At 72.9% G+C, this 25,929-nt stretch carries 22 protein-coding genes; 9 read left to right on the top strand and 13 right to left on the bottom strand.

Annotation, left to right across the window (positions count from 1 at the left end):
* Genes ACZ5VC_RS09965 through ACZ5VC_RS09950 form a run of 4 tightly spaced genes read left to right on the top strand, consistent with a single transcriptional unit; the run spans position 1 to position 4,107 of the window.
* Positions 1-1,068: an ABC transporter permease gene (locus ACZ5VC_RS09965; protein WP_469119555.1), complete on the top strand. Its 1,068-nt coding sequence runs from the start codon at positions 1-3 to the stop codon at positions 1,066-1,068.
* On the top strand, positions 1,065-1,952 hold the full coding sequence (locus ACZ5VC_RS09960) for an ABC transporter permease (RefSeq protein WP_469119554.1): 888 nt from the start codon (positions 1,065-1,067) through the stop codon (positions 1,950-1,952). Before ACZ5VC_RS09965 ends, ACZ5VC_RS09960 begins: the two co-directional genes overlap by 4 nt.
* Positions 1,949-3,115 carry an ABC transporter ATP-binding protein gene (locus tag ACZ5VC_RS09955; RefSeq protein WP_469119553.1) on the top strand — a complete coding sequence of 389 codons (1,167 nt, stop codon included), beginning with the start codon at positions 1,949-1,951 and terminating at the stop codon, positions 3,113-3,115. Before ACZ5VC_RS09960 ends, ACZ5VC_RS09955 begins: the two co-directional genes overlap by 4 nt.
* Complete coding sequence (locus ACZ5VC_RS09950) at positions 3,112-4,107, top strand: oligopeptide/dipeptide ABC transporter ATP-binding protein (protein ID WP_469119552.1); 996 nt, start codon at positions 3,112-3,114, stop codon at positions 4,105-4,107. Before ACZ5VC_RS09955 ends, ACZ5VC_RS09950 begins: the two co-directional genes overlap by 4 nt.
* A 46-nt stretch (positions 4,108-4,153) precedes the next feature.
* Here the strand turns inward: ACZ5VC_RS09950 and ACZ5VC_RS09945 are convergent, their stop codons facing one another.
* On the bottom strand, positions 4,154-5,317 hold the full coding sequence (locus ACZ5VC_RS09945; protein WP_469119551.1) for a type III polyketide synthase: 1,164 nt from the start codon (positions 5,315-5,317) through the stop codon (positions 4,154-4,156).
* A 306-nt stretch (positions 5,318-5,623) separates the two neighbouring features.
* On the opposite strand from ACZ5VC_RS09945, the gene ACZ5VC_RS09940 reads away from it, so the two are divergent.
* Complete coding sequence (locus ACZ5VC_RS09940; RefSeq protein ID WP_469119550.1) at positions 5,624-6,841, top strand: cytochrome P450; 1,218 nt, start codon at positions 5,624-5,626, stop codon at positions 6,839-6,841.
* A gap of 204 nt (positions 6,842-7,045) precedes the next feature.
* On the opposite strand, the gene ACZ5VC_RS09935 is transcribed toward ACZ5VC_RS09940, so the two are convergent.
* The 9 genes from ACZ5VC_RS09935 to rimP all read right to left on the bottom strand — a co-directional run bounded on the left by ACZ5VC_RS09935 (position 7,046) and on the right by rimP (position 19,198).
* The gene (locus ACZ5VC_RS09935) at positions 7,046-7,999 is read right to left on the bottom strand and encodes a bifunctional riboflavin kinase/FAD synthetase (protein WP_469119549.1); all 954 of its coding nucleotides are present in this window, start codon (positions 7,997-7,999) and stop codon (positions 7,046-7,048) included.
* A gap of 41 nt (positions 8,000-8,040) precedes the next feature.
* On the bottom strand, positions 8,041-11,988 hold the full coding sequence (locus tag ACZ5VC_RS09930; RefSeq protein WP_469119548.1) for a serine protease: 3,948 nt from the start codon (positions 11,986-11,988) through the stop codon (positions 8,041-8,043).
* A gap of 234 nt (positions 11,989-12,222) precedes the next feature.
* On the bottom strand, positions 12,223-13,155 hold the full coding sequence (gene truB / locus ACZ5VC_RS09925; RefSeq protein ID WP_469119547.1) for a tRNA pseudouridine(55) synthase TruB: 933 nt from the start codon (positions 13,153-13,155) through the stop codon (positions 12,223-12,225).
* A complete protein-coding gene (gene rbfA / locus ACZ5VC_RS09920) occupies positions 13,152-13,604 on the bottom strand; it encodes a 30S ribosome-binding factor RbfA (protein ID WP_468706350.1) in 453 nt (150 codons plus the stop codon). The genes truB and rbfA overlap by 4 nt, the downstream gene beginning before the upstream one ends.
* A gap of 28 nt (positions 13,605-13,632) precedes the next feature.
* Complete coding sequence (locus tag ACZ5VC_RS09915; protein ID WP_468706352.1) at positions 13,633-13,926, bottom strand: DUF503 domain-containing protein; 294 nt, start codon at positions 13,924-13,926, stop codon at positions 13,633-13,635.
* A gap of 139 nt (positions 13,927-14,065) precedes the next feature.
* Positions 14,066-17,170, bottom strand: a complete 3,105-nt coding sequence (gene infB, locus ACZ5VC_RS09910; protein ID WP_469119546.1) for a translation initiation factor IF-2 — start codon at positions 17,168-17,170, stop codon at positions 14,066-14,068.
* A 147-nt stretch (positions 17,171-17,317) separates the two neighbouring features.
* Positions 17,318-17,596 (bottom strand): YlxR family protein, encoded by a 279-nt coding sequence (locus ACZ5VC_RS09905; protein ID WP_469119602.1) that lies wholly within the window; start codon positions 17,594-17,596, stop codon positions 17,318-17,320.
* A 100-nt stretch (positions 17,597-17,696) separates the two neighbouring features.
* The gene (nusA, locus tag ACZ5VC_RS09900) at positions 17,697-18,698 is read right to left on the bottom strand and encodes a transcription termination factor NusA (protein WP_469119545.1); all 1,002 of its coding nucleotides are present in this window, start codon (positions 18,696-18,698) and stop codon (positions 17,697-17,699) included.
* 2 nt (positions 18,699-18,700) lie between these two features.
* Complete coding sequence (gene rimP / locus ACZ5VC_RS09895) at positions 18,701-19,198, bottom strand: ribosome maturation factor RimP (protein ID WP_469119544.1); 498 nt, start codon at positions 19,196-19,198, stop codon at positions 18,701-18,703.
* A gap of 174 nt (positions 19,199-19,372) precedes the next feature.
* On the opposite strand from rimP, the gene ACZ5VC_RS09890 reads away from it, so the two are divergent.
* From ACZ5VC_RS09890 to ACZ5VC_RS09875, 4 genes are all read left to right on the top strand, one after another.
* Positions 19,373-19,927, top strand: coding sequence for a hypothetical protein (locus ACZ5VC_RS09890; RefSeq protein ID WP_469119543.1), 555 nt, complete (start codon positions 19,373-19,375; stop codon positions 19,925-19,927).
* Between the two features lie 307 nt (positions 19,928-20,234).
* Entirely contained in the window at positions 20,235-20,651 is a 417-nt protein-coding gene (locus ACZ5VC_RS09885) for a ferritin-like domain-containing protein (RefSeq protein WP_469119542.1), read from the top strand.
* A 42-nt stretch (positions 20,652-20,693) separates the two neighbouring features.
* Positions 20,694-21,602 (top strand): aminoglycoside phosphotransferase family protein, encoded by a 909-nt coding sequence (locus ACZ5VC_RS09880; RefSeq protein ID WP_469119541.1) that lies wholly within the window; start codon positions 20,694-20,696, stop codon positions 21,600-21,602.
* A 128-nt stretch (positions 21,603-21,730) separates the two neighbouring features.
* Entirely contained in the window at positions 21,731-22,729 is a 999-nt protein-coding gene (locus ACZ5VC_RS09875; RefSeq protein ID WP_469119540.1) for a slipin family protein, read from the top strand.
* Here ACZ5VC_RS09875 and ACZ5VC_RS09870 read toward each other — a convergent pair whose 3' ends face one another.
* From ACZ5VC_RS09870 to ACZ5VC_RS09860, 3 genes are all read right to left on the bottom strand, one after another.
* The gene (locus ACZ5VC_RS09870) at positions 22,730-24,424 is read right to left on the bottom strand and encodes a proline--tRNA ligase (RefSeq protein WP_469119539.1); all 1,695 of its coding nucleotides are present in this window, start codon (positions 24,422-24,424) and stop codon (positions 22,730-22,732) included. It lies immediately after the preceding gene.
* 68 nt (positions 24,425-24,492) lie between these two features.
* Positions 24,493-25,032 carry a GNAT family N-acetyltransferase gene (locus ACZ5VC_RS09865; RefSeq protein WP_469119538.1) on the bottom strand — a complete coding sequence of 180 codons (540 nt, stop codon included), beginning with the start codon at positions 25,030-25,032 and terminating at the stop codon, positions 24,493-24,495.
* A gap of 41 nt (positions 25,033-25,073) precedes the next feature.
* The gene (locus ACZ5VC_RS09860; protein ID WP_469119537.1) at positions 25,074-25,919 is read right to left on the bottom strand and encodes a GNAT family N-acetyltransferase; all 846 of its coding nucleotides are present in this window, start codon (positions 25,917-25,919) and stop codon (positions 25,074-25,076) included.
* Between the last annotated feature and the right edge of the window lie 10 nt (positions 25,920-25,929).

Here is a 25,929-nt window from a genome sequence, read left to right as displayed (position 1 = left end):
ATGACCACCGCGAGCACTTCCGCCGACGTGGCGCGGGCCCCCGGGGTCCGCGCCCCGGAGGGCGGCACCACCGGCAAGCGCACCCGCGATACCACCGCGTACCTCCGCCATGCGGCGGGCAAACTGGGCGGCGCGGCGGTCTCGCTGCTCGCCGTGCTCGTCACCAGCTTCTTCCTCTTCCGGATCATCCCCGGCGACCCGGTGAAGGCCATGACCCATGGCGTCCCGACGTCGGCCGAGCAACTGGCCACGCTGCGCAAGCAGTTCGGCCTCGACCTGCCGATGTGGCAGCAGTTCACGGACTACTGCGCCAAGGCGCTCACCGGCGATCTGGGCATGTCGTACCAGTTCCGCGCGCCGGTGGGCGAGCTGATCGTCCAGAAGCTCCCGGCGACGCTGCTGCTGACCGGGGTCGCCGTGGTGATCTACTCGGCGCTCGGACTGTGGCTCGGCACCCGCTCCGCCTGGCGCCACGGCAGTCCCGGCGACCGGCTCAACACGGGTGTCGCGCTCACCCTGTGGTCCGTGCCGTCGTTCTGGCTCGGCCTGCTGCTGATCATCGTCTTCTCGGTGGGCATGGGTCCCGTGCCCGGTCTCTTCCCCACCGGTGGCATGGAGTCCGGCGACACGGCCGGTTTCGCGTACGTCCTCGATGTGGCCCATCACATGGTGCTACCGGTGATCACCCTGGTCGCCGTCGGCTACGCCCAGACCCTGCTCGTCATGCGTTCCTCGCTGCTGGACGAGATGGGTGGCGACTATCTGACGACGGCCCGTGCCAAAGGGCTCAGGGACGACGCCGTGCGCCGCAGGCACGCCGTGCCCAACGCGCTGCTGCCGACCGTCACCATGGTCTTCATCAATCTGGGCCATGTGGCGGCCGGATCCATCCTCGTCGAGACGGTCTTCTCCTGGCCCGGCCTCGGCGGGCTCTTCTACCAGGCGCTGAGCGTGCCCGACCTGCCCCTGGTGCAAGGGCTCTTCGTGGTCTTCGCCGGCGCGATGATCCTGATGAACCTCCTCGCCGACCTGCTCTATCCGCTGCTCGACCCCCGGGTGGGCCGATGACGACCTCGCTGACCTGGGTACGCCGGAAGAACGCGACGGCCCGCTTCTGGCACCAGTACCGCACCCACCGCGCCGGGCTCTACGGCCTGGCCGGGCTCTGCCTCATCGCCCTGCTCGCGCTCGCCGCGCCGCTCGTCGTCGGCGCCGACGTCCAGAGCGTCACCGGCGCGCCCGGCACCGCGCTGGAACCGCCCAGCGGACGGTTCCCGCTCGGCACGGACCAGTTCGGCCGGTCCCTGCTCGGGCTGCTGATCTGGGGCGCCCGGATCTCGCTCGCCGTCGGGCTGCTCGCGGCCTCGCTCTCCGTCGCGATCGGCACCCTGGTCGGGATCATCGCCGGGCACTACGGCGGCTGGTTCTCGACCGTCCTCATGCGGATCACCGACTGGTTCCTGGTGATGCCCGCCCTGGTCCTGGCGATCGTGCTGGCGACCGTCATGTCCCGGTCGATGTGGACGGTGATCCTGGCGATCGGCATCACCAGCTGGCCCACCACCGCCCGGCTCGTACGCGCTCAGACGATCGCGGTCGAGTCCCGGCCGTACATCGAGCGCGCCCGGGCCCTCGGCGGCGGGCACGGCCACATCATGAGCCGCCATGTGCTGCCCAATGTGATGCCGCTGGTACTGGCGCAGACCACGCTGGGCATCTCCACCGCCATCCTCACCGAGGCGACCCTCGCCTTCCTCGGGCTCGGCGACCCGACCGTGGTCTCCTGGGGCGGCATGCTCCAGGACGCCAGGGAGGCGGGCGCGGTCTCCGCGGGCCACTGGTGGTACCTGGCCCCGCCCGGCATCGCCATCGCGCTGGTCGCTCTCGCGTTCACGCTGTGCGGCCGGGCCGTCGAGTCCGTGCTCAATCCGAAGCTGGGGGCCGGCCGGTGAACCTTCTGGAGATCCAGGACCTCCATGTCACCTACGGGGCCGGGGAGTCCGCCGTCCCGGCCGTGCGCGGGGTCGACCTGACCCTGGAGGCCGGCCGGAAACTGGGGGTCGCGGGCGAGTCCGGGTGCGGGAAGTCCACGCTAGCGCTCGCGCTGCTGCGGCTGCTGCCCACCTCGGCCCGGATCGGCGGCCGGATCCTGCTCGACGGCGAGGACGTCCTCACCATGAAGTGGGGCAGACTGCGGGCCGTCCGCTGGGCCGGCGCGTCGATCGTCTTCCAGGGCGCGATGCACTCGCTCAACCCGGTGCACCGGATCGGCGACCAGATCGCCGAGCCCGTCCTCGTCCACGGGCAGGCCACACCGGGCGCGGCACGCAAGCGGGTCGGCGCCCTCCTCGAACAGGTGGGGCTTCCCGCCGCCCGCGCGGAGGCCTATCCGCACGAGCTGTCCGGCGGGCAGCGCCAGCGGGTGATGATCGCGATGGCGCTCGCCTGCGATCCGCGGCTGATCGTCGCGGACGAACCGACCACCGCGCTCGATGTCATGATCCAGGCGCAGATCCTGCGGCTCATCGAGCAGCTCGTCGCCGACCAGTCCATCTCGCTGCTGATGATCAGCCATGACCTGGCGGTGCTCGCCGAGACCTGCGACCGGCTGGCGGTGATGTACGCGGGCCGGGTCGTCGAGGAGGGCCCGGCACGTGCGGTGTACGACGCGGCGGAGCATCCGTACGGGCGCGCCCTGTCCGCCGCCTTCCCCCGGATCGGGGACCCGCTGTCCCGCCGCGCCCCGCGCGGTCTGCCGGGCGATCCACCGGATCCGTCCGCCCTGCCGTCGGGCTGTACGTTCCACCCGCGCTGCGCGGTCGCGCTGGAGGGGTGCGGGGAGACGGACCAGGTGCTCCGGGAGGCGGGGGCCGGACACCGGGCGGCCTGTGTCCATGTCGGCACGGCCCTCTCGAGGACCCTGCCGGCCGAGCGGCTCCCGAGGGCCGCGCGGGCTTCGACGGGTCCGGCCGACCCGAGCGGGCCGGCACGTTCGGATGATCCGGCCGGCCCGGGCGATCCGGCACGTGCGGATGATCCGGCCGGCCCGGGCGATCCGGCACGTGCGGGTGATCCGGCCGGCCCGGCCGGCACGACGGTGAGGAACGACGTATGACGAGCACTCCGCTGCTGTCCGCCGCCGGACTGCGCGTGGCCTTCCCCGGCCGGCGCGGCGCGGCGACCGCCCGCGCGGTGGACGGTGTCGACCTCGACATCGGCGCCGGGGAGATCGTCGCCCTCGTCGGTGAGTCCGGCTGCGGCAAGACGACACTGGCCCGGACGCTGCTGGGCCTGGTGCGGCCGACGGCGGGCCGGGTCACGTTCGGCGGGACACCGCTCTCGTACACCTCACGGTCCCTCAAGGCGTACCGCAGGAGAGTGCAGCTGGTGCTGCAGGACCCGAGCGGTTCCCTCAACCCGCGCCACACCGTGTACGACGCGGTGGCGGAGGGGTTGAGGATCCACGGGTACGACGGCGACGAACGGGAGGCCGTCGCCGGAGCACTCTCCAGGGCCGGGCTGCGGCCCCCCGAGCGGTTCTTCCTGCGTTATCCGCACGAGCTGTCGGGCGGCCAGCGCCAGCGCGCCGTCATCGCCGGCGCGCTGGTCCTGAACCCCGAGTTGATCGTCGCCGATGAACCGGTGGCATCGCTGGACGCGTCCGTACGGGGCGAGATCCTGGCCCTCCTGCTGCGGCTGCGCGACGAACTGGGCCTGTCCGCGCTGGTGGTGACTCACGACCTGGGGCTCGCGTGGAACATCGCGGACCGGGTCGCGGTGATGTACCTGGGACGGATCGTGGAGACGGGCCCCGTGGAGTCGGTGCTCACCTCACCTCGGCACCCCTACACGCGGGCGCTGCTGTCGGTGCTTCCGGAGTCGTCGGAGCCGCCGGTGGTCCTGACGGGCGAACCGCCGGACCCCTCCCGCATCCCGGGCGGCTGCCGCTTCCACGTGCGGTGCCAGGTGCTGGCCTCCGGCCGGGCGACGGACGTGGCCGACCTGTGCCGCGGCGAGGAGCTGCCGGTGCTGTCGGGCGGGGCCGTGGGGCAGGTCGCCTGCCACTGGGCCGCGGCCCAGCAGGGGGTGAAGGGGCTCTCGGGATGACCCGGCACCGCTCCGGTGCCGGGTTCCGTGGAGGCGCGCCGCCGTCTCAGGCCCTCGGCAGCAGTTGGGGATCGCGCTCGGCGTAGCCGACCACCCGGCGCAGTTTCAGACCGGGCTCATGGGGCGCGGCGGCGGTGACCCACGAGCCCAGGCCCATCTCGGCGGTGATGCCGGGGCCGAAACCGGCGATGATGCCGCGCGCGCCGTCGGCGGTCTTCCCCTCGTCGAAGAGTCTTCGTACGGCGTCCAGCACCACGGCGCTGGCGATGTTGCCGTACTCCGTGAGCGTGGCCCGGCTGAACCGGAAGGCCTCGGGCGGGACTTCGAGGAAGTAGCTGAGGTCGTCCAGGATGCGCGGCCCGCCGGCGTGGATGATGTAGAAGTCGAGCCCGGCCGCGTCCCAGCCGTGCTCCCCGGCGATTTCCTTGAGGGCCGGGGCCAGCGGTTCCATCGTCTTCGGGACGCGCTTGTCGAGCAGGAAGTGGAAGCCGGTGGCGCGGACGCTGTAGGCGATCCAGTCCTCGGTGTCGGGGACGAGGTAGGAGTTGTTCCGCTCCAGGGAGATGCCGGTGCCGCCGTGGCCGCGGACGACAGCCGCGGCCACGGCGTCGCCGAAGAGGCCGTTGGACAGCAGCGAGCCGACTCCCAGATCGGTGGGCTGATAGCAGAGCGAGCAGAACTCGCACGCCACGATCAGTACGTTGGCGTCCGGGTAGGCCGTGCAGAAGTCGTGGGCACGGTTGATCGCGGCCCCTCCCGCGGCGCAGCCGAGCTGCGCGATGGGGAGCTGCCGGGTGTGGCTGGGGAAGCCCATCGTGTTGATCAGCCAGGCCGTCAGCGAGGGCATCATGAACCCGGTGCACGACACATAGACGATCATGTCGATGTCGGCGGGGCGCAGCTCGGCGTGGTGCAGGGCCTGCTTTACCACGTCGGGTACACGAGCCTTCGCCTCGGTCTCGTACAAGGCGTTCCGCTCCTGGAAGCCGGGGTGGAGCAAGGTCTCCTCGATAGGCTGAACAATGTGACGCTGAGTCACACCCGTGTTCTCGATGAGCCTGAGCGCCAGCGGGAGCTGAGGGTGATCGGCATGGAGCGACCGAGCGAGAGCGAGCGTCTCCTCCATCGTGATCACGTGCTCGGGAACCGACACGGCTGGCTTGCACAGAGTCGCCACGACGCTCTCTCCTTCGTTCGCGTTCGCTGTCAACTCCGGCCACCGTCATCCGCGCTGACGCACCCCGCAACCGGGAAGCGCCCCGTGGAACCGGGCGCCGGGTACGCCCGGCGGGCACCGGAAGTGCCGCTGGGCCGTGCGTTCACGCCTCGAGGACCGGCGCCACGGACCCGGCGGCGACCCCGGTGCGCGATCGGCCGTTCGGGGGCTGTGGCGCGTCGGCGCGTCAGGGTGACGGCGGATCGGGCAGGGATAGGGCGCGGACAGTCCGCACGGGGCGGCTCGGACACGGAGAGCGACCGCCGGGGCGCCATGACCCGACCACCGAGAGGTGAATCCATGACGTCCGAACCGACGACGGCGCAACGGCCCGTACACACCTGGACCGTCGAGGACCTGCCGGCCCTGGACTTCGATCCCCTCCTCACCGAGCTGTTGGCCGAGGAGCCGATCGCGCGGATCCGGCTGCCGTTCGGAGCCCAGCACGACGCGTGGCTGGTGACCCGCTACGAGGACGTGCGCGCGGTCACGTCGGACCCCCGGTTCAGCCGTACGGCGCTGCTGGAGAAGACGGTCACCGGTATGACGGGCCACATGGTCGCCTCCAAGGCGGCCCTGAACTACGCCGACCCGCCGTACCACACGCAGTTGCGCAAGGCGGTGACCAAGGCGTTCACCGGGCAGAACGCCAAGCGGCTGCGGCCGCTCGCGCAGCGGAAGACGGACGAACTGCTGGACGCGATGGAGCGGCAGGGCCGGCCGGCCGACCTCATGCGGCATCTGCACGGACCGCTGCCCCTGTCCGTGGTCTGCGACCTTCTCGGGATCCCCGAGGAGGACCGCGCCGAGCTGGCCTCCTGGCCCGACTTCATCCTGTCCTCGGGCCCGGGCCCGGAGAGCAGCAGGGCGGCGAAGGAGCAGATCCACACCTACATCTCGGCGCTGCTCGACAAGCGTCTGCGCGAGCCGCAGGACGACCTCGGCGGGGTGCTCGCCGAGTCGATGCGGGAGGAGCGGATCTCCATCGACGAGGCCGTCTCCCTCGCCATGGCGATCCTGATCAGCGGCGCGCACGCGGTCCGCAACAACAGCGCCAACATGGTCTACCTGCTGCTCACCCGGCCGGAGCTGATGCACCGGCTGCGCACCGAGCCGGAGGTGCTGCCGCAGGCGGTGGACGAGATGCTGCGGTACATCCCGCACCGCAACGGCGTCGGGCTGCCGCGCATCGCGACGGAGGACGTCGAGATCGGCGGGGTGGTGATCCGGGCGGGCGAGGCGGTGTACGCGTCGTACCTCGCGGCCAACCGTGACCCGGAGATGTTCGACGACCCGCACACCCTCGACATCGACCGGGCCGGGGTGGCCCATCTGGCCTTCGGGCACGGGCCGCATCACTGCATGGGCGCGATGCTCACCCGGATGGAGTCCGAGGTGATGCTCTCCACCCTGCTGCGCCGGTTCCCCGACCTGCGGCTCGCGGGGCCGGCCGAGGAGACGGTCTTTCAGTCGAAGGGGCTCATCCGGGGACCGAAGGAGCTGTTTGTCACCTGGTAGCCCCGGGCCGGTCATGAGCCGGGGCCGCGCCCGTCCTCACCCACCCGGCCCGGCCCTTCGTGGCGAGCCGCGCGGGGGGGGCGCCCGTCTTCACCCGGTGCGGCCCGTCCTGCCTGAGCCGCACGGGCCGAGCCCGTCGTCACCCGGTGAGCCCTTTACGGCGTCCCAACCGGGCGGGGCCGGGTCGGTCCGGCCCCGCCCGGCTCAGGCCAGGTCGTACGCCTCGGTCAGCTCGCGCGAGCGCTTCACGTCCGCCGCGATCGCCTCGAGCAGGGCCTCGATCGAGTCGAACTTCTCCTGGCCGCGTACGTACGCCAGGAAGTCCACGGCCACGTGCATCCCGTACAGGTCGAGGCCCACGCGGTCGATGGCGTAGGCCTCGACCGTCCGCTCCTTGCCGTCGAACTGCGGGTTGGTGCCCACGGAGATCGCGGCGGGCATCCGCTCGCCGTCGGCCGTCAGCCATCCCGCGTACACGCCGTCCGCCGGGATCGCGGTGTGCGGCAGCGTCTCGACGTTGGCGGTCGGATAGCCGAGCTCGCGGCCTCGCTGGGCGCCGCGGACGACCACGCCCTCGACGCGGTGCGGGCGGCCGAGGATCTCGGCCGCGCCCTGGACGTCGCCCTCGGCGACGAGCCGGCGGGTGAGGGTGGAGGAGAACGGCTCGCCGCCGCCCGCCTCGCCGCTCACCGAGAGGTCGATGACCTCGACCTCGTAGTCGTAGGTGGAGCCGAGCTCCGAGAGGAAGGCGACATCGCCGGCGGCGCGGTGGCCGAAGCGGAAGTTCGGGCCCTCGATGACCGCGCGGGCGTGCAGCTTGTCGACGAGGACCTTCACGATGAAGTCGGCCGGCGACAGTTGCGAGAACTCGGCGGTGAACGGCAGCACCAGCACCGCGTCGACCCCGAGGCCGGCCATCAGCTCCGCGCGGCGGTGGTGCGGAGCGAGCAGCGGGGGGTGGCTGCCGGGGCGGACGACCTCACTGGGGTGGGGGTCGAAGGTGACGACCACCGAGGGCACGCCGAGCTCGCGGGCCCGCTCCACGGTCCGCCCGATGATCAACTGGTGTCCGCGGTGCACACCGTCGTAGGAGCCGATGGTGACGACGCTGCGCCCCCAGTCCTGGGGGATGTCCTCCAAGCCACGCCAGCGCTGCACTGTGACCGCTCCTCGCCCGAACCTGTGTACGTCATTGCCGGTTACGCAGGTCTAAGACTGCCATGCCCGAGGCTCTCGGTACGCATCGGCATGGGACTGCCGAGCGTCATGACGGTCCGACGGGTGCTCGGACCGACGACCGTGGCCCAGTCCTGCTCTCGCGCGGCCAGCCATCCGGCGACGAGGGAGGCGAATCCGGGCACCTCGCGGGCGAGTTCCACCAGGCGCCGGTCGAAGCGGGTCGCGCCCTCCGGGGTGCGGACGAAGAGCAGACCGGTGCGGTGGACGAGTTCACGGGTCCGGGCCTCCGGACGCAGTGCGCAGCCGAGGGCGGCGGCCCGCAGCAGCGCGTCGAGGACGGCCGGATCGCGGGGCCCGCACGGCTCGGGCCGCGCGTGCTGCTCGTACTCGAGGAGTACGTCGAGGAGCTCGGCCCGCAGGGCCCTCGAGGCGCCGGAGCCGGGCGCGGCGAGGACGGGGGCCAGCGCGCGGCGGACCCGCGGGGGCTGGTCCCGCAGCAGCCCGGTGACCAGGGGGAAGAGGATCGCCCGGGCGGCGGGGCCGTGTTCCAGGCGCTGGTCGACGAAGGCGGCGGCGTGCGCGGCCCCCTCGGGGTGCCGGTCGACGTACTCGCGGACGAGGACGGCCGCGCGGCGGGCGAGCGCGGGGGTGGTGAGGGCGGCGAGCGCGTTCAGCACCTCTCCGGCGTCGTCGCCCGGCACCCGCAGCCGGGCCTGGAAGGCGGCGAACACGGGCTCGGGGTGGGTGGCGAGCGCGGCGGCGAGCGCCCGGACGGGCAGCCGGGGCTCCCCCACGCGGAAGGCGGCGAGGGCCCGGGGAAGGTACCGCGGGCGCATCCGCGGGTCGCGGATCAGCAGGCCGAGGGCGGGTCCGTGCAGGGCGAGGTCCCCCGGGCGGGCGAGAAGGGCCAGGGCGGCGTAGCGGAGCAGGTCGCGGTCGGCGTCGGTGGTGGCGTGCGGGGCGACGAGCGTGCCGTACGCGGCGGCGGCGACGCGGCGCTCGGGGCGGCCGTCGTCGTGCGCCCAGCGGTCCACCGCCCGGCAGAGCGCGGAGGGCTCGTCCTCGGCGAGCGCGGTGAGCAGTTCGTCGGCGCGCGGGTGGGCGGTGGCGACGAGCGCCTCGCAGAGATCGTCGACGGCGAGGTCCCGCCGGGCGTACAGCAGCGCCTGCGCGGCCGCCGCGACGGTCGCGTCCGGTGTGGCCGGCAGCGGGGTGTCGTCCCCGAACCACCGGCACAGCAGCGGCTGTACGCCCCTGGGCTCGGCGGCGAGCCGCTCGGCGACGGTGTCGAGGTATCGGGGGCCGCCCCGCCTCCCGGGCGGTCCGTCGGCGGTGACCAGCCGCCGCAGCAGATCGAGCCGGTCGTCCTCCCCGACCCGCACCCGCTCCCAGAACCAGGGCCCGAACTCCCCGAACCCCCCGTCCTCCACCCGCCGCTGCCCGACCCGGTCGGCGAGCCCCCGCAACACCCCGATCACCACCCGCCCGTCGGGCAGCGCGAGCAGCACGTCCCGCAACAGCCGCGCCGCCCACCAGACGGCGTCCTCGACACGGCAGCGGGGGTCCCAGGGGTCGGTGCAGCCGGGAGCCGGCGTTGTGGGGGCCGCTGCGGGGGCCAGGGCCGGGTCCTCGCCCCGGGCGCGCGGAGCCGCGCCCGGGCCCACGCCGCCCGGAGCGGAGACAGGTGCGGCCGGGACTCTCCCGGAGCCCTCGACGCGGGAGCGGGGATGCCCGACGCCGGGGGCACCCACCGCGCCCGCGCGGCCGGGCTCCCCGGAAACCTCGCCGGCGAACGTGGCAGGAGACACTGGCGCGGGGGGCGGGTCATCGCCGCCCGCGAAACCCGCGCCCCCGGCGCACGCGCGCGCGGCCGGCGTCTGCGCGAGCCGGTGGGGTAATCCGGACGCCCCTTCCCGCCCGCCGCGGGATTCCCGGCGTGGCGCCGGACTCTGGGCCGGAACCCGGGAGGCCGGGGCGCCGGGTTCGGCCGGGGCCGCGGGTGAGAGGCGGTCCAGCGCGTCGAGCAGGCCCTCGAGGCGGCGGGACAGGGCCTCCGGGCCCTGGTCGCGGTGGAGGCGCAGGAGGGACTGGAGAACCGGGCCGATGCGATGGCGGGGGATCGGGAGCGAGCGGGGGGACGGCGAAGGCGTGGCCGGGGGCTCGGGAGGGGACTCGTGCCAGCGGTGGACCAGGGAGTGCAGGGCGGCGTCCAGGTCGAGATGGGCCCCCTGCACCCAGTCGGCGAGCTCCTCGTGGGCGAAGCGGTACCCGCCGCCCGCCGGGACGAGCAGGCCCTCGGTGAGGACGGCCGACGCCCAGCCGGTGCGCCAGGGGAACACCTCCTCGAACGACTCCCGGTCCAGCTCCCCCTGTCCGGGGCCCAGACAGCGCCGGGCCGCCTCGTGGACCTGACCGGCGACCCGGGCGGCGAGGCGGCGGACGGCGGTCGCCCGGAGGACCGGCCCTGCCTGGGCCGCGATCCTCACGGCGACGCGCAGGCACATCAGGTCCAGGTGGGCGGCGAAGATCTCCTCCCGCCCCGGGCTGCCGGGCACGGGCGCGTCACCGGGCAGAGCCGCCCGGACCTCGGCGAGCAGCCGCAGGGCGAGCGGGTGCCCGGCGTCGCCCCTGGCGAGGGCGTCGCCCGGCAGCCCGTAGGCCTCCCTGGCGCGGGCGGCCTCCCGTTCGGGCAGATCGCCGATCCACAGCGCCGCGGGGAGCCGCTCGGTGGGCCGCGCGGGCCGGTGCAGCGAGCCGGGAGCGTAGAGCCGCCCGGCCTGCTCCCAGTGCTCGGGCCGGCAGCCGACGGCCATCCGCGCGCCGTGCGACCGCAGCCAGCGCTCCGTGCCGGCGGTCCAGTCGGCCAGCCGGTGGGCGAGGGCGGGCGGCATCTCCTCGGGCCCGTCGAGGATGAGGAGAAGGGGCCGGCCGGCCTCCCTGGCGAGGCGGGCGACGCGTTCGGGCGTGGTGTCGGCCATGTCCCCCCGCGCGCCGGACGCCGACGCGATCCGTCCGGCGCGGTGCAGCGCCCGGGCGGCCGCGTCGGCGACCGACGCGTCGTCGGCGCGCAGGTCGGCGCCGCGCAGCCAGATCGTGGGGGCGGGTTCGGCGCCGCCGCCGCGCCGGGTCCGCAGGGCGGAGAGTTCGGTGCTGCGGCCGGTCCCCGGCTCCCCGGTCAGCGCGAAGACCAGCGCGTCGGAGGCGGCGAAGAAGGTGAACTCCCGGGTGACCTCGGGCCGTTCGACCGGCTCGGGCCAGGCCCGGGGCCCGCCGCCCGTCCCCCCGGGCAGCCCGCCGGACATGGCGGTGAGCTCAAGCGCCCCGGCGAGGTTGAGGTCCCGCCCGTAGGCAGGGACGGTCGCGGTGTTGCGCCGCAGCAGCGCGTCGAGCGGCCCCCGCGGGCCCCGGGCGGCGGCGGTCGCCAGGGGCAGGGCGTATCCGGCCGCCGTGCGGGCGCCGCTCAGCGCGGTGCCGAGGACGGCCAGTACGGCACCGGAGGTGGCGTCCAGGACGGGCCCGCCGGCCGCTTCCCCGCCGAGCCGGAGCGCCTCGCTGCCGTCCCAGCCGATCGCCAGCTCGATGGCCTCGCCGAGCAGGTGGAACCGGTCGGTCGCGGTGTAGGTGACGGGTGACGCGCCGAGCACCCGCGCTTCTCGCCAGCCGTCCGCCCACAGGCGTACGTAGCTGCCGGTGCCGACGGCCGTCCGCGTGGCGACCGGCAGCGGCGCCACGCCGAGCCCCTCGGTCCGCACGAGCGCGAGTCCGACCTCGGGCAGGGCGGTGACGGCGTCGGCCTCCGCGAGCCAGGTGCGGTCCCCCTGCGCGTGTACGACGACCCGCACGAGCCCGTCGACGACCTCGTGCCCGGTCACGACCGTGCCGAGATCGTCCGCGACGAAGCCGGTCCCCCGCGGCCGTCCCGCCAGATCACAGATCCGTACCAGCGTCGCCCGGTCCCCGCGTCCCATGCAGCGACGGTAGGTCGGTGATGATCAGTGGGAGAAGGGCGCGTGCCCAAAGCGCCCCCGTCCGCCCCCGTCCTTCACTCCGAGCGCCTGGCCATTGGGGTGAATCCCGGCAGTGGAGCGGATAGACCCTGCGCGAGGGGGATCGTGGAGCGGGCAGAACATCCCCTGCCCGCTCCACGGTGGCCTGAGCACCGGCCGCGGTGACGTCCCGGCGTGAGCGCCAGGAGCCCGGCCTCAGCCGAAGACGGCGAGGCTCTTGGCCTTGCCCTTGTGCTCCTCGACGAGCGCGACGAAGGTTCCGTCGGGCGAGAAGACCGCCACGGGGCCCTCGCCGTACGCCGGCATGTCCAGCCGAACGCCGTTGAGCAGCAGCTTGGCGCGCTTCTCGTCCACGTCCCAGCGCGGGAACGCCGCGGCCGCCGCCTCGGCGACCGGCATCACCGTCAGCTCCTCCTGGAGCTGGTCGAGGGTGCGGGCCGAGTCGAGCTTGTACGGGCCGACCCGGGTGCGGCGCAGTGCCGTCAGGTGTCCGCCGACGCCGAGCCCGGCGCCGAGGTCCCGGGCGAGCGCCCGGATGTAGGTACCCGAGGAGCAGACGACCGAGACGACCAGGTCGACCACGGCCGTGCCGTCCTCGGCGACGGCCTCGCGGACGTCGTACACCGTGAACTGCGACACCGTCACCGGGCGGGCCGGGATCTCGAACTCCTCGCCGCCGCGCACCCGCGCGTACGACCGCTTGCCGTCGATCTTGATGGCGGAGACCTTGGACGGCACCTGCATGATCGCGCCGGTCAGCTCGGCCACGCCCGCGTCCATGCCCTCGCGGGTCACCTTGGACGCGTCGGTGGACGAGGTGATCTCGCCCTCGGCGTCGTCCGTGATCGTGTTCTGGCCGAGGCGGATCGTACCGAGGTACTCCTTCTCGGTCAGCGCGAGATGTCCGAGCAGCTTGGTCGCCCGCTCCACGCCGAGGACCAGGACACCGGTCGCCATGGGATCGAGCGTGCCGGCGTGGCCGACACGGCGGGTCCTGGCGATGCCGCGCATCTTGGCCACGACGTCGTGCGAAGTGAAGCCCGACGGCTTGTCGACGATGACAAGGCCGTCGGGCGTCACCGGCTGGTCCGGGCGGCCGGGCCTGTGGTGCTTGTTCTGCGTGCTCATTCGGCGGCGTCGCCAGCCTCGTCCTCGGCATCGGGCTTGCGGTACGGGTCGGCCTCGCCGGCGTACCGGGCGCCCGAGGAGGCCTCGCGCACCTTCGCGTCCAAGGCCCGCGCCTTGTCGAGGAGGTCCTCGATCGTCTTGGCGTTCTCGGGGAGCGCGTCCGCGACGAACGTCAGGGTGGGGGTGAACTTGGTCCCCGCCGCCGCGCCCACCGCCGAGCGCAGGATGCCCTTGGCGCTCTCCAGACCGGCTGCCGCGCTCGCCCGGTCCTCGTCGTCGCCGTAGACCGTGTAGAAGACCGTGGCCTCCCGCAGGTCACCGGTGACGCGGGTGTCCGTGATCGTCACGTGGGTACCCAGGCGCGGGTCCTTGATGCCGCGCTGCAGCTTCTCGGCGACCACCTCCCGGATGAGGTCTGCCAGCTTCTTCGCCCGCGCGTTGTCGGCCACTGGTCCTTCTCCTTTTTGCCTTGCACATTCAGTCTTCGTCAGTGTGGAGCCGGCGTCGCACCGACAGCAGCTCCACTTCGGGCCGGGCGGCGACGAGACGCTCGCACCGGTCCAGTACGTCTGTGAGGTGCCCCGTGTCCCCGGAGACCACGGCGAGGCCGATCTCGGCCCTGCGGTGGAGATCCTGGCCGCCGACCTCTGCCACGCTCACCGCGTACTTGCGCTGGAGCTCGGCGACGATCGGCCGGACGACGGAGCGTTTTTCCTTCAGCGACCGCACGTCGCCGAGGAGCAGATCAAAGGACAGTGTCCCCACATACATGTATGTCCGGATGTCCCGCCGGTACGGGTTCGAGGGCCCCGCCAAAGTCTTGGCAGGGACACAGGAACCGTACACGCAACGGCCGGGGCCGATCGACGGAAATAACTTCCGCCGACCGGCCCCGGATCAACGCTGGAGATCAGCCGCGGGGCTTCTCCCGCATCTCGTACGTCGCGATGACGTCGTCGACCTTGATGTCGTTGAAGTTTCCGAGGTTGATACCACCCTCGAAGCCTTCGCGGATCTCGGTGACGTCGTCCTTGAAGCGGCGCAGACCCTGGATGTTGAGGTCCTCCGCGATGACCTTGCCGTCGCGGACGAGGCGGGCCTTCGTGTTGCGCTTGACCTCGCCGGAACGGATGAGGACACCCGCGATGTTGCCCAGCTTGGACGAGCGGAAGACCTCGCGGATCTCCGCCGTACCGAGCTCGACCTCTTCGTACTCCGGCTTGAGCATGCCCTTGAGGGCCGCCTCGATCTCCTCGATGGCCTGGTAGATCACCGAGTAGTAGCGGACGTCGACGCCCTCGCGGTCCGCCATCTGCGCGGCGCGGCCGGCAGCACGGACGTTGAAGCCGATGACGATGGCGTCGGAGCCCATCGCCAGGTCGATGTCCGACTCGGTGACCGCACCCACACCGCGGTGCAGCACCCGGATGTCGACCTCTTCGCCGACGTCGAGCTGGAGCAGCGAGGACTCGAGAGCCTCCACCGAACCGGACGCGTCGCCCTTGATGATGAGGTTGAGCTCCTGTACCAGACCGGCCTTGAGGGCCTCGTCCAGATTCTCCAGGGAGAACCGGACACCCCGGCGGGCGAAGTTCGCGTTCCGCTCACGAGCGGCGCGCTTCTCGGCGATCTGGCGGGCCGTACGGTCCTCGTCGACGACGAGGAAGTTGTCGCCGGCGCCCGGGACGTTGGTGAGACCGAGGACGAGGACCGGGGTCGAGGGACCCGCCTCTTCCACGTTCTCGCCCTTGTCGTCGAGCATCGCGCGGACGCGGCCGTAGGCGTCGCCGACCACCATCGTGTCGCCGACCCGCAGGGTGCCTCGCTGGACCAGGACGGTCGCGACGGCGCCGCGGCCCTTGTCCAGGTGGGACTCGATCGCAATACCCTGCGCGTCCTGGTCCGGGTTGGCCCGGAGGTCGAGCGAGGCGTCGGCGGTGAGGACCACGGCCTCCAGCAGGGAGTCGATGTTCAGACCCTGCTTGGCGGAGATGTCGACGAACATGGTGTCGCCGCCGTACTCCTCGGCCACCAGACCGAACTCGGTCAGCTGACCGCGCACCTTCGTCGGGTCCGCGCCCTCGACGTCGATCTTGTTGACCGCGACCACGATCGGCACACCGGCCGCCTTGGCGTGGTTCAGCGCCTCGATCGTCTGGGGCATCACACCGTCGTTCGCCGCCACCACGAGGATCGCGATGTCGGTGGACTTGGCGCCACGGGCACGCATGGCGGTGAACGCCTCGTGACCCGGGGTGTCGATGAAGGTGATGCGACGCTCTTCGTCGTTGACCTCGGTGGAGACCTGGTACGCACCGATGTGCTGCGTGATACCGCCGGCCTCGCCCGCGACGACGTTCGTCTTGCGGATCGTGTCGAGCAGTCGGGTCTTACCGTGGTCGACGTGACCCATGACGGTCACGACCGGCGGACGGGACACGAGGTATTCCTCGCCGCCCTCGTCCTCGCCGAACTCCAGGTCGAAGGACTCGAGAAGCTCGCGGTCCTCCTCCTCCGGGCTGACGATCTCGAGGACGTAGTTCATCTCGTCCGCGAGAAGCCTCAGCGTCTCGTCGGAGACGGACTGCGTGGCAGTGACCATCTCGCCGAGGTTCATCATCACGGCGACGAGCGACGCCGGGTTGGCGTTGATCTTCTCCGCGAAGTCGGTGAGGGACGCACCGCGCGACAGACGGACGGACTGTCCGCCACCGCGAGGCAGCATCACACCGCCGACCGACGGGGCCTGCATGGCCTCGTACTCCTGGCGCCTCTGCCGCTTCGACTTGCGACCGCGACGCGCGGGACCACCGGGACGGCCGAAGGCGCCCTGTGTGCCACCACGGCCACCGGGACCACCGGGACGGCCACCGAAGCCGGGACGACCGCCGAAGCCGCCGCCACCGCCCGGAGCACCACCGGGACGGCCACCGCCGCCACCGCCACCGGGACGGCCGGCGAAGCCGCCGCCACCGCCACCGGGGCCGGCCGGACGACCCGCGAAGCCGCCGCCACCGGGACGACCGCCGCCGCCACCGCCCGGACGGCCACCGGGGCCACCGGGACCACGGCCACCGCCGCCGGGACCGCCACCAGGACGGGGACCGGCAGCCGGACGCTGCGGCATCATGCCGGGGTTCGGACGGTTACCACCGGGGGCACCGCCGGGACGCGGAGCGCCGCCCTGCGGGCGAGGCATGCCACCGGGAGTGGGACGGGCGCCGCCCGGGGCGCCGGGGCCGCCAGAGCGCTGTGCGCCGCCGGGACCACCCTGCGGACGCGGGGCGCCACCAGGGGCACCCGGACCGCCGGGACGCGGAGCACCGCCGCCGGGACGGGGCGCCTGGGGGCGCGCCATTCCGGTGGAGCCACCCGAGGTGAAGGGGTTGTTGCCGGGACGGGGACCCGCGGGGCGGGCACCGCCCGGACGCGGGGCACCCTGGCCCTGCGGACGCGGGGCACGGTCGCCACCGCGGCCGCCGTCGCGCTGACCGCCGGCCGGAGCCGGACGGCCGCCGGCGGGGCGGGGACCGGGCGTGGCGCCGGCCGGACGCGGCGCCTGGGGCGCTGCGGGCTGGGCCGGGGCCGGAGCCGAGAACTCGGCCGCGGGCACCGGAGTGGCCGGGGCCGGCTTGGCCGGCGCGGGCTTCGGGCCCGGACGCGGTCCGGCGGAGGGGGTGCTGCTCACCGGGGCGGCGGGAGCCGCGGGCTCGGCAGCGGCCGGCTTGGGGGCCGGTGCGCCGGGCTTGGGGGCAGCGGGACGTGCCGCAGCGGCCGGGGAGGGCGCTGCGGGCTTTGCGGGCGCGGCCTTGCGGGGCGCGCCGGGCTTGGCAGCGGACTTGCCGGCGTTGCCGCCGGGCCCCTGCAGTGCGTCAGTCAACTTGCGTACAACCGGCGCCTCGATCGTCGAGGATGCCGATCGGACGAATTCACCGAGTTCTTGGAGCTTGGCCATGACGACCTTGCTCTCCACCCCGAACTCCTTGGCGAGTTCGTATACCCGGACCTTAGCCACTTCGCTCCTTTTAGGTCCGGTTACCGCCGGACCGTCGCTACTTCATGGGCGTACTCATCGCGTACTCATCGAGTGCTCATCGCAATCTCGACCTACTTCCAACTCGCGAGGTACCTGACCGCACGGGGTCCCGTGCCGTTCTCTTTCTTACGACGCCGGCGTCTCGACGACCTGCCGCAGATCCGCGGTGTCGAGCGGTCCCTGGACCTTGAAGGCCCGTGGGAACGCACGGCGGCGGACCGCCAGGTCGAGACAGACCGATGCGGGATGCAGATACGCACCCCGGCCGGGCAGCGTACCGCGATGATCGGGGGCACAGACGCCCTCGACCGCCACGATGCGCAGCAGTTCGCTCTTGGCCGCTCGCTCCCGGCATCCCACACAGGTTCGCTCAGGGCATGCGCGGGCATGCGTCCGGCCAGACACGCTCAAGTCTACCTCCCCGTACCGACCCCACCCGGTTGGGGCAAGAATCGAACGGTTGTTGTCGTGATCCTGTCGTGGCAGAACGTAACCAGAACGGGATCTATTCCTCGCCGCCGTCCGGGTTCTGCTCGGTGTCGGGGCGGATGTCGATGCGCCAGCCGGTGAGGCGGGCGGCCAGACGGGCGTTCTGCCCCTCCTTGCCGATCGCCAGCGAAAGCTGGTAGTCGGGGACGGTCACCCGCGCGGAGCGGGTGGAGAGGTCCACGATCTCGACCTTGGAGACCCGTGCCGGGGACAGCGCGTTGGCCACCATCTCGGCCGGGTCGTCGGACCAGTCGACGATGTCGATCTTCTCGCCCAGCAGCTCGGCCATGACATTGCGCACACGGCTGCCCATCGGGCCGATGCAGGCGCCCTTGGGGTTGAGCCCGGAGCGGGTGGCCCGGACGGCGATCTTGGTGCGGTGTCCGGCCTCGCGGGCGATCGCCGCGATCTCGACGCTGCCGTCCGCGATCTCCGGAACCTCGAGCGCGAAGAGCTTCTTCACCAGATTGGGGTGGGTGCGCGAAAGGGTGACGGACGGGCCGCGGACACCCTTGGCGACGCGGACGACGTACGTACGCAGCCGCAGACCGTGCGTGTAGTCCTCGCCCGGCACCTGCTCCTGCACCGGCAGGATCGCTTCGAGCTTGTCGTCCAGACGGACCAGGACGTTCTTCGGATCCTTGCCCTGCTGCACCATGCCGGCGACGATGTCGCCCTCGCGGCGGGCGTACTCGCCGAAGGTGACGTCGTTCTCGGCGTCCCGCAGCCGCTGCTGGATGACCTGGCGGGCGGTGGTGGCGGCGATGCGGCCGAAGTCGGACGGGGTGTCGTCGAACTCCTTGGGCTCCTGGCCCTCTTCGAGGTCGGCGGCCTCTTCCTTCGCCCACACGGTCACATGGCCGGTCTGCCGGTCCAGTACGACCCGGGCGTGACGGCGCGCGCCCTCGGTGCGGTGGTACGCGATGAGGAGGGCCGACTCGATCGCCTCGACCAGCAGGTCGAAGGGGATCTCCTTCTCTTGTGCCAAGCCCTTCAGGAGCTTCACGTCGATGTCCACGGCTACGCCTCCTCTTCCTTCTTGTCCTTGCGGTTGAACTCGATCTCCACACGCGCCTTGGCGATCTCCGGGAACTCGACTCGGCGGGCGGTGGGCTTGCGCCCCTTCACGCCGGGCACTTCGAGATCGATTCCCTCGTCGTCGACGGTGAGGATGCGGGCCACCAGCTCTTCACCCGCGTGCAGCTGGAACTTGGCCAGGCGGCCGGTGGCGCGTACGTAGTGGCGGTGCTCGGTGAGCGGGCGGTCGGCGCCCGGGGAGCTGACTTCGAGGACGTACTCCTCGTCGCCCATCGCGTCCGTCTCGTCGAGCTTCTCGGAGAGGGAGCGGCTCAGCTCGGCACAGGCGTCCAGCTCCACGCCCTCGTCCGAGTCGACGACGATCCTCAGCACACGGCGCCTGCCTGCCCGGGACACCTCGATCTCTTCCAGATCCAGGTCCTTCGCGCTGACGAGCGGTTCCAGCAGTTCGCGCAGCCTGTCGCTCTGGGTGGTGCTCATCCGGGTGACTCCTCGGCCGCGTGTGCTGTTGTGGGTTCGTCGCGTGTCAGATCAAAGGGTATCCGGTCCCGAGGGGTGTTGCCGTCCACCCGGAACCGACCGCAGGTACGCTCGCCTGCGGTGATCTTCGTCCGAGGACGGACAGCACCGCGGGCCGGACCTGAGGAGGGACACGTGGGGCGCACGGGGACGACGCGCAGGCGTGCGCTGCTGGCGACGGGCGCGGTCGCCGCGTCCGGGCTGCTGGGGGGCTGTTCGTCGCAGGACGGCCCGGGCGGCACGGCGGGCCCGTCGGCGGCCGAACGGGCGGCCCTCGCGGAGGCCGCGCTGCGCCGCCGCGCGACGGCGGCCGGTGCGGCTCTGCTCGCCCGGTACGACGCGGTCGCCGCCCGGCACCCCTCGCTGGCCCCCCGGCTGACGGCGCTGCGCGCGTCGGTTGCGCTGCACGGGGCGGCGCTGGGCGAGGGCACCGGCGGCCCGGCGGTGTCCCCGAAGACCACGGCCCCGGCCACCCCCGCGCCCTCCGCCTCCTCCGTGGCCCCTGTGCCCCCCGTGCCGGGGGACCCGGCCGCCGCCCTCGATGCGCTCGCGACGGCCGCCCGGCGCACCGCGGACACCTATACGGACGCCCTCCTCACGGCCCCGCCCGAGTACGCCCGCCTGCTCGCCTCGATCGCCGCGGCCTGCGCGGCCCAGGCGTACCTGCTGGCCGAAGGCGGCCCCCAGTGATCGCCCGGGGCGCCGGCCCGGCGCCGACCGCGGGCGGGCACGCTCGCCACTCCACGCGGGCCACCGGCGGCGCGGCCCGCCCAAGCCGGGGAAGCCGGCCGGCCGCTGCGGTGACCGCCCCGTGCGGGCCCAGCCGTCGGCCCGTGCCCGTCACGGTCTCCGGCGGCGCCGCGCCCTCCGGCGGGACCAGCCGCCCCGCCACCGTGGCGACGGCCCCGTACACGCGCCGCACGTCCGCCCCCGTCACGGCGTCCGGCGGCGCCCCGCGCCTCCGCCACGGAGGCCGGCCCGTCGGAGGAGGGCCGCGATGAGTGTTCTCGAAGCCGTGCAGGCGGCCCTCGCGGCCGAGCACGCCGTCGTCTACGGGTACGGAGTCGTCGGCGGGCGGGTCGGGGAATCGCGGCGGGGGGAGGCCGTCGCCGCGTATGACGCGCACCGGGCGCGCCGGGACGTGCTGCGGCGGATCGTGCGGGACCTGGGGGGCGAGCCCGTCGCGGCCGCCGCCGGGTACGCGCTGCCCTTTCCCGTGCCGGACGCGGCCGCCGCCGTGGCGCTGGCCGCCGTGCTGGAGGACCGTGTCGCGGGCGTCTACTCCGATCTCGTACGGTCCGCTCGGGGCCCGCTGCGACGTGACGCCGCGGGGGCGCTGCGCGAGGCGGCGGTACGGTCCGTGCGGTGGCGCGGCAGCGGCGTAGCCTTTCCTGGGCTCGCCGAGCGACGGTGAGCCAGGGCTCCGGCACAGGCAGTGAAAGGGAACCACGCACGCATGGGTTTTGAACCGCCGCAGCGATTGGCGCGGGCGCTCGGCGAGACGTACGGGAAGACGGTCGCGGCCGAATGGCTCGGACGGCTGCCCGACATCGCCCGGAAGGCCCTCTCCCTGGGCTCGTTGGACGCCGAGCGGGTGATCGCGCCGGGCGGCCGCAGCAGCCTGGTCGTGCTCTCCCGCACGCCGGAGGGGGACCCCACCGCGCTGAAGGTCGCCCCGCCGTTCGCCGCCCCGGACCGGGAGCGGGACGCGCTGGCGCACTGGAACGGCTGGGGGGCGGTCCAGCTCCTGGACGCCCAGCACGTCACGGACTCGGGCGCGCTGCTCCTGGAGCGGCTGCACCCGGATGTGTCGCTGCGGTCGCTGCCGGAGGCGAAGGCGCTGCTGGAAGCAGCCGGTACGGTACGGCGGCTGTGGGTCGAGCCGCCGGCGGGCCACGCCTTCGAGTCGGTCGCGGAGCGCACGGCCCGCCAGGCGGCGGCGATGGAGCCGCACGCGGCGGACCCGGCCGCCGGCCCGCTGGTCGCGGCGGCTCTGGCGGTGCGCGACGAACTCACCGCGTACTCCCCCGAGACGCTTCTGCTGCACGGGTGCTTCCGGCAGGGCAAGGTGCTGGCCGCGGACCGGGCTCCCTGGCTGGCCGTGGGGCCCGAGCCGCTGGTGGGGGAACGGGCCTACGATCTCGCGCGGCTCGTCCGGGACCGGGTGGAGGATCTCGTCGCCTCGTCGGCGGGGGCTTCGTCGGCCCGGCGCCGGGTGAACCGGCTGGCGGACTCGCTGGAAGTGGACCGGGAGCGGCTGCGCGGCTGGACGCTGTTCCGGGCCGTCGAGTCGGGCACGCGGGCGCTGGCGGCCGGCCGCCGTCAGGACGGCGAGTTGCTGCTGGAGTTCGCGGGCTGGCTGTAGGTCCGTGGGGCCGGCCCAAAGGGCCGTTCGCGCCGCGGCCGCACTCGGGGCGCCCCGCAGGATCGACCGGGCGACATAGCGGGCATACCGTAGGTGTATCGCTCGGCTTGTGAGCTCAGGGGGCCGTGATGGTCGAGGAGCTGTTGTCAGCGGCGGCGGGCGTGGGAATCGCCGGTGCGGTGTATCTGGGAGCGGCCGCGCGCGTCGTCAGGCAGTACGAACGCGGCGTGGTCTTCCGCTTCGGCCGACTGGTCAAAGACGTGCGCAAACCGGGATTCACCTTGATCGTCCCGGTGATGGACCGGCTGCACAAGGTGAACATGCAGATCGTCACCATGCCGGTGCCCGCCCAGGACGGCATCACCCGGGACAACGTCACGGTCCGGGTCGACGCGGTGATCTACTTCAAGGTGGTCGACGCGGCTGAGGCGCTGGTGCGGGTGGAGGACTACAAGTTCGCCGTCTCGCAGATGGCCCAGACGTCGTTGCGCTCGATCATCGGCAAGAGCGACCTGGACGATCTGCTCTCCAACCGCGAGAAGCTCAACCAGGGGCTCGAACTCATGCTGGACTCGCCCGCCATCGGCTGGGGCGTGCAGATCGACCGCGTCGAGATCAAGGACGTGTCGCTGCCGGAGACGATGAAGCGGTCGATGGCCCGGCAGGCCGAGGCGGACCGGGAGCGCAGGGCCCGGGTCATCAACGCCGACGCGGAGCTGCAGGCGTCCAAGAAGCTGGCGGAGGCGGCGGCGCAGATGTCCGCCCAGCCGGCCGCGCTGCAGCTGCGGCTGCTGCAGACGGTGGTGGCGGTGGCGGCCGAGAAGAACTCGACGCTGGTGCTGCCGTTTCCCGTGGAACTCCTGCGGTTCCTGGAGCGGGCCGCACAGCAGCAGCCGAACCAGCCCCCTCCGGCGCCGGCCCCGCAGCAGCCGGTGGCCTCCGGCCAGGAGGCGCCGACGGTGCTGCCCGGCGAGCCCCAGGGCCCACTGCCCGGGGAGGCCCCGCTGGAACCGGACGACGCGCCCCTGCCGGACGTCCTGGGCCTGCCGGAGGTGCCGCTCATCACGGAATCGGCGCCCGCGTCCCCTGACGAGGAGGCCGACGCCGGTTCGGGACGGGATCGCTGACTAGGCGCTGAGGCGGGCGATCGCCTCGTCCACGGTCAGCTCCTCGCGCTCGCCCGTACGGCGGTCCTTGAGTTCCAGAACGCCCTCGGCCGAGCGGCGGCCCGCGACCAGGATCTTGGGCACGCCGATCAGTTCGGCGTCCGTGAACTTCACGCCCGGCGAGACTCCGGCGCGGTCGTCGACCAGCACGCGCAGCCCGGCCGTCTTCAGCTTCTCCGAGACGTCCAGGGCCAGCTCGGTCTGGAGCGCCTTGCCGGCGGCGACGACATGGACGTCGGCCGGGGCGATCTCACGCGGCCAGCACAGGCCCTGCTCGTCGGCGGTCTGCTCGGCCAGGGCCGCGACCGCGCGGGAGACGCCGATGCCGTAGGAGCCCATGGTGACGCGGACCGGCTTGCCGTTCTGGCCCAGCACGTCGAGCTGGAAGGCGTCCGCGTACTTGCGGCCGAGCTGGAAGATGTGGCCGATCTCGATGGCCCGGTCCAGCTTGAGGCCGGTGCCGCAGTTGGGGCACGGGTCGCCGTCCTCGACCACGACGACGTCGAGGTAGTCGTCGACCTCGAAGTCGCGGCCCGCGACGACGTTCTTCGCGTGGGTGTCGGGCTTGTTGGCGCCGGTGATCCAGGCGGTGCCGGCCGCGACGCGCGGGTCGGCGATGTAGCGGACCTTGTCGAGGCCCTGCGGGCCCACGTAGCCGCGCACCAGGTCGGTGCGGCCCTCGAAGTCCTCGGCGGTGACCATCTCGACCACGGCCGGTGCGAGGTGGTCCTCCAGCTTGCCCAGGTCGACCTCGCGGTCACCGGGCACGCCCACGGCGACGATCTCGCCGTCGACCTTGACCAGCAGGTTCTTCAGCGTGGCGGAGGCCGGTACGCCGAGGTGCTCGGCGAGCGACTCGATGGTCGGGGTGTCGGGGGTGTCCAGCTCCTCGACCGGCCCGTGCGCCGCACCGTCGGCCGGGGTGGCCTTGAAGGTCACGGCCTCGGTGTTGGCGGCGTAGTCGCAGCTCGGGCAGTAGACGAAGGTGTCCTCGCCGGCGGCGGCCGGGGCCAGGAACTCCTCGGAGGCCGAACCTCCCATGGCGCCGGAGATCGCCGAGACGATCTTGTGCTCCAGGCCGAGGCGACGGAAGATCCGGATGTACGCCTCGCGGTGCAGCGCGTACGACTCCGCCAGGCCCTCGTCGGTGGTGTCGAAGGAGTACGAGTCCTTCATCTGGAACTCGCGGCCGCGCAGGATGCCCGAGCGGGGACGCGCCTCGTCGCGGTACTTCGTCTGGATCTGGTAGAGGATCACCGGCAGGTCCTTGTAGGACGTGCACTGGTCCTTGACCAGCTGGGTGAAGATCTCCTCGTGGGTGGGGCCGAGGAGGTAGTCGCCGCCCTTGCGGTCCTGGAGGCGGAACAGCTCGGCGCCGTACTCCTCCCAGCGGCCGCTCGCCTCGTACGGCTCCTTGGGCAGCAGCGCGGGCAGGAGGACCTCCTGCGCGCCGATCTCGTCCATCTCCTCGCGCACCACGCGCGTGACGTTCTCCAGGACCTTCTTGCCGAGCGGCAGCCAGGACCAGATGCCCGCGGCGTTGCGGCGGACGTATCCGGCGCGGACGAGGAGCTTGTGGCTGAGCGTCTCGGCGTCCGCCGGGTCGTCGCGCAGTGTCTTGACCATCAGCTTGGACATGCGCTGGACCTGGGCCATGGGGAACTCTCCTGCGGTCAAAAGTGTGATGGCCCCGAGGTTAGCCGGGTGGCGCCCGCGGGCGGAAATCAGTTGTGCCGCCGCAGCGGCAGCGGCGCCCCCATCACGGCGTACGGCCTCGGCGCGCTGGGGAAGTGCACCTGGCGGGCCAGGTCGGTGTAGCCGAGGGAGCGGTAGAGGCCGCGGGCGGGGCTCTCGGTGTCGATGGCGGAGAGGATCGAGCGGGACTGGGCGGCCGTGTCGGTGATGGTGGTGATCAGCTCGCGGCCGAGGCCCCTGCCCTGGTGGTCGGGGTGGACATGGAGCTCGGTGACGACGAAGGCGTCGTCGAGCCACTCCTCGGTGCCGGTGGCCCGCAGATACGGCTCCACGACGCTGGACCACCAGTAGCCGCGCTCGTTGGGCATGCCGTAGACGAATCCGACGAGACCGCCCTCCGCGGTGGTCGCCCCGTACGCGCGGGCCCCGGGGCTCATCAGGTGCCGCAGAACGATGTGGCGCCGGATGAGGACCTCCTCCCCACTCAGCCCGAAGGCGAGGGCCTGCACCGCGAGGGCGTCGTCCACCCGAGCGGAGAGATCGACCGGACCGACCACGACGTCATCCATGCGCGCACCTTACGTTCGGCGGCTGTGCCGTCGGTAGTCGCTCAGAACAGCACGCTCATGAAGGCGCCCACTTCACGGAAGCCGACGCGGCGGTAGGCGGCTCTGGCGGGGGTGTTGTAGTCGTTCACGTACAGGCTGACGACGGGCGCGACATCGGCGAGGGCGAAGTCGAGCACCGCCGCCATGCCGGACTCGGACAGGCCGCGGCCCCGGTACTCGGGGGCGACCCAGACGCCCTGGATCTGGCAGGCCCGGTCGGTCGCCGCGCCGATCTCCGCCTTGAAGACGACCTTGCCGTCCTCGATGCGGGCGAACGAACGGCCGGTACCCACGAGTTCGGCCACCCGCGCCTGGTAGAGCAGTCCGCCGTCACCGGCCATCGGCGAGATGCCGACCTCCTCGGTGAACATCGCCACGCAGGCGGGCATGATCACGTCCATCTCGTCCTTGCGGACCCGGCGCACGAGGGGGTCGGGCGCCACGCCCGCCGACGGCTGCTCGGTGACCATCAGCGGCTGCTGGGCGCGTACGTCCCTGGCCGGGCCCCAGCTGGGCTCCAGGAGCCGCCAGAGCTGGGAGGTGGGGCCGGCGGGGCCCACGATCGACGAGCAGCGGCGGCCGGCTCTGCGGGCGCGGTCGGCGAACGCGCGTACGGCGTCGGGGGTGGCGCAGATGGGAACGAGATTGGCTCCCGAGTAGCACAGGGAGCGGAGCCGCCCGTCCGCGTACCATCCCCACATCTCGCCGCCGAGTCGCCACGGGTCGAGCCCGGCGACCTGGACGCGGGAGGTGACGAAGGCGTTCTCCACGGGGGCACTGTCCAGGATGGCGAGCGCGGCGCCGAGATCGCCGGGCTCGAGCACCCGGGTGGTGGTCTGCGTCAACACGAGGGGGCCT

This window comes from Streptomyces sp. NPDC033174 (genome assembly GCF_055577795.1).
The sequence above is the reverse complement of the archived record's forward strand: the minus strand, read 5'-3'. Positions and strand labels throughout refer to the sequence as shown.

What these genes read in the sequence shown, in the direction of transcription:
- ACZ5VC_RS09965 (WP_469119555.1), top strand. Translation starts at nt 1, where the DNA reads ATGACCACCGCGAGCACTTCCGCCGACGTGGCGCGGGCCCCCGGGGTC.
- ACZ5VC_RS09960 (WP_469119554.1), top strand. Translation starts at nt 1,065, where the DNA reads ATGACGACCTCGCTGACCTGGGTACGCCGGAAGAACGCGACGGCCCGC.
- ACZ5VC_RS09950 (WP_469119552.1), top strand. Translation starts at nt 3,112, where the DNA reads ATGACGAGCACTCCGCTGCTGTCCGCCGCCGGACTGCGCGTGGCCTTC.
- ACZ5VC_RS09940 (WP_469119550.1), top strand. Translation starts at nt 5,624, where the DNA reads ATGACGTCCGAACCGACGACGGCGCAACGGCCCGTACACACCTGGACC.
- ACZ5VC_RS09930 (WP_469119548.1), bottom strand. Translation starts at nt 11,988, where the DNA reads ATGGGACGCGGGGACCGGGCGACGCTGGTACGGATCTGTGATCTGGCG.
- truB (WP_469119547.1), bottom strand. Translation starts at nt 13,155, where the DNA reads ATGAGCACGCAGAACAAGCACCACAGGCCCGGCCGCCCGGACCAGCCG.
- ACZ5VC_RS09915 (WP_468706352.1), bottom strand. Translation starts at nt 13,926, where the DNA reads ATGTATGTGGGGACACTGTCCTTTGATCTGCTCCTCGGCGACGTGCGG.
- rimP (WP_469119544.1), bottom strand. Translation starts at nt 19,198, where the DNA reads ATGAGCACCACCCAGAGCGACAGGCTGCGCGAACTGCTGGAACCGCTC.
- ACZ5VC_RS09885 (WP_469119542.1), top strand. Translation starts at nt 20,235, where the DNA reads ATGAGTGTTCTCGAAGCCGTGCAGGCGGCCCTCGCGGCCGAGCACGCC.
- ACZ5VC_RS09880 (WP_469119541.1), top strand. Translation starts at nt 20,694, where the DNA reads ATGGGTTTTGAACCGCCGCAGCGATTGGCGCGGGCGCTCGGCGAGACG.
- ACZ5VC_RS09875 (WP_469119540.1), top strand. Translation starts at nt 21,731, where the DNA reads ATGGTCGAGGAGCTGTTGTCAGCGGCGGCGGGCGTGGGAATCGCCGGT.
- ACZ5VC_RS09870 (WP_469119539.1), bottom strand. Translation starts at nt 24,424, where the DNA reads ATGGCCCAGGTCCAGCGCATGTCCAAGCTGATGGTCAAGACACTGCGC.
- ACZ5VC_RS09865 (WP_469119538.1), bottom strand. Translation starts at nt 25,032, where the DNA reads ATGGATGACGTCGTGGTCGGTCCGGTCGATCTCTCCGCTCGGGTGGAC.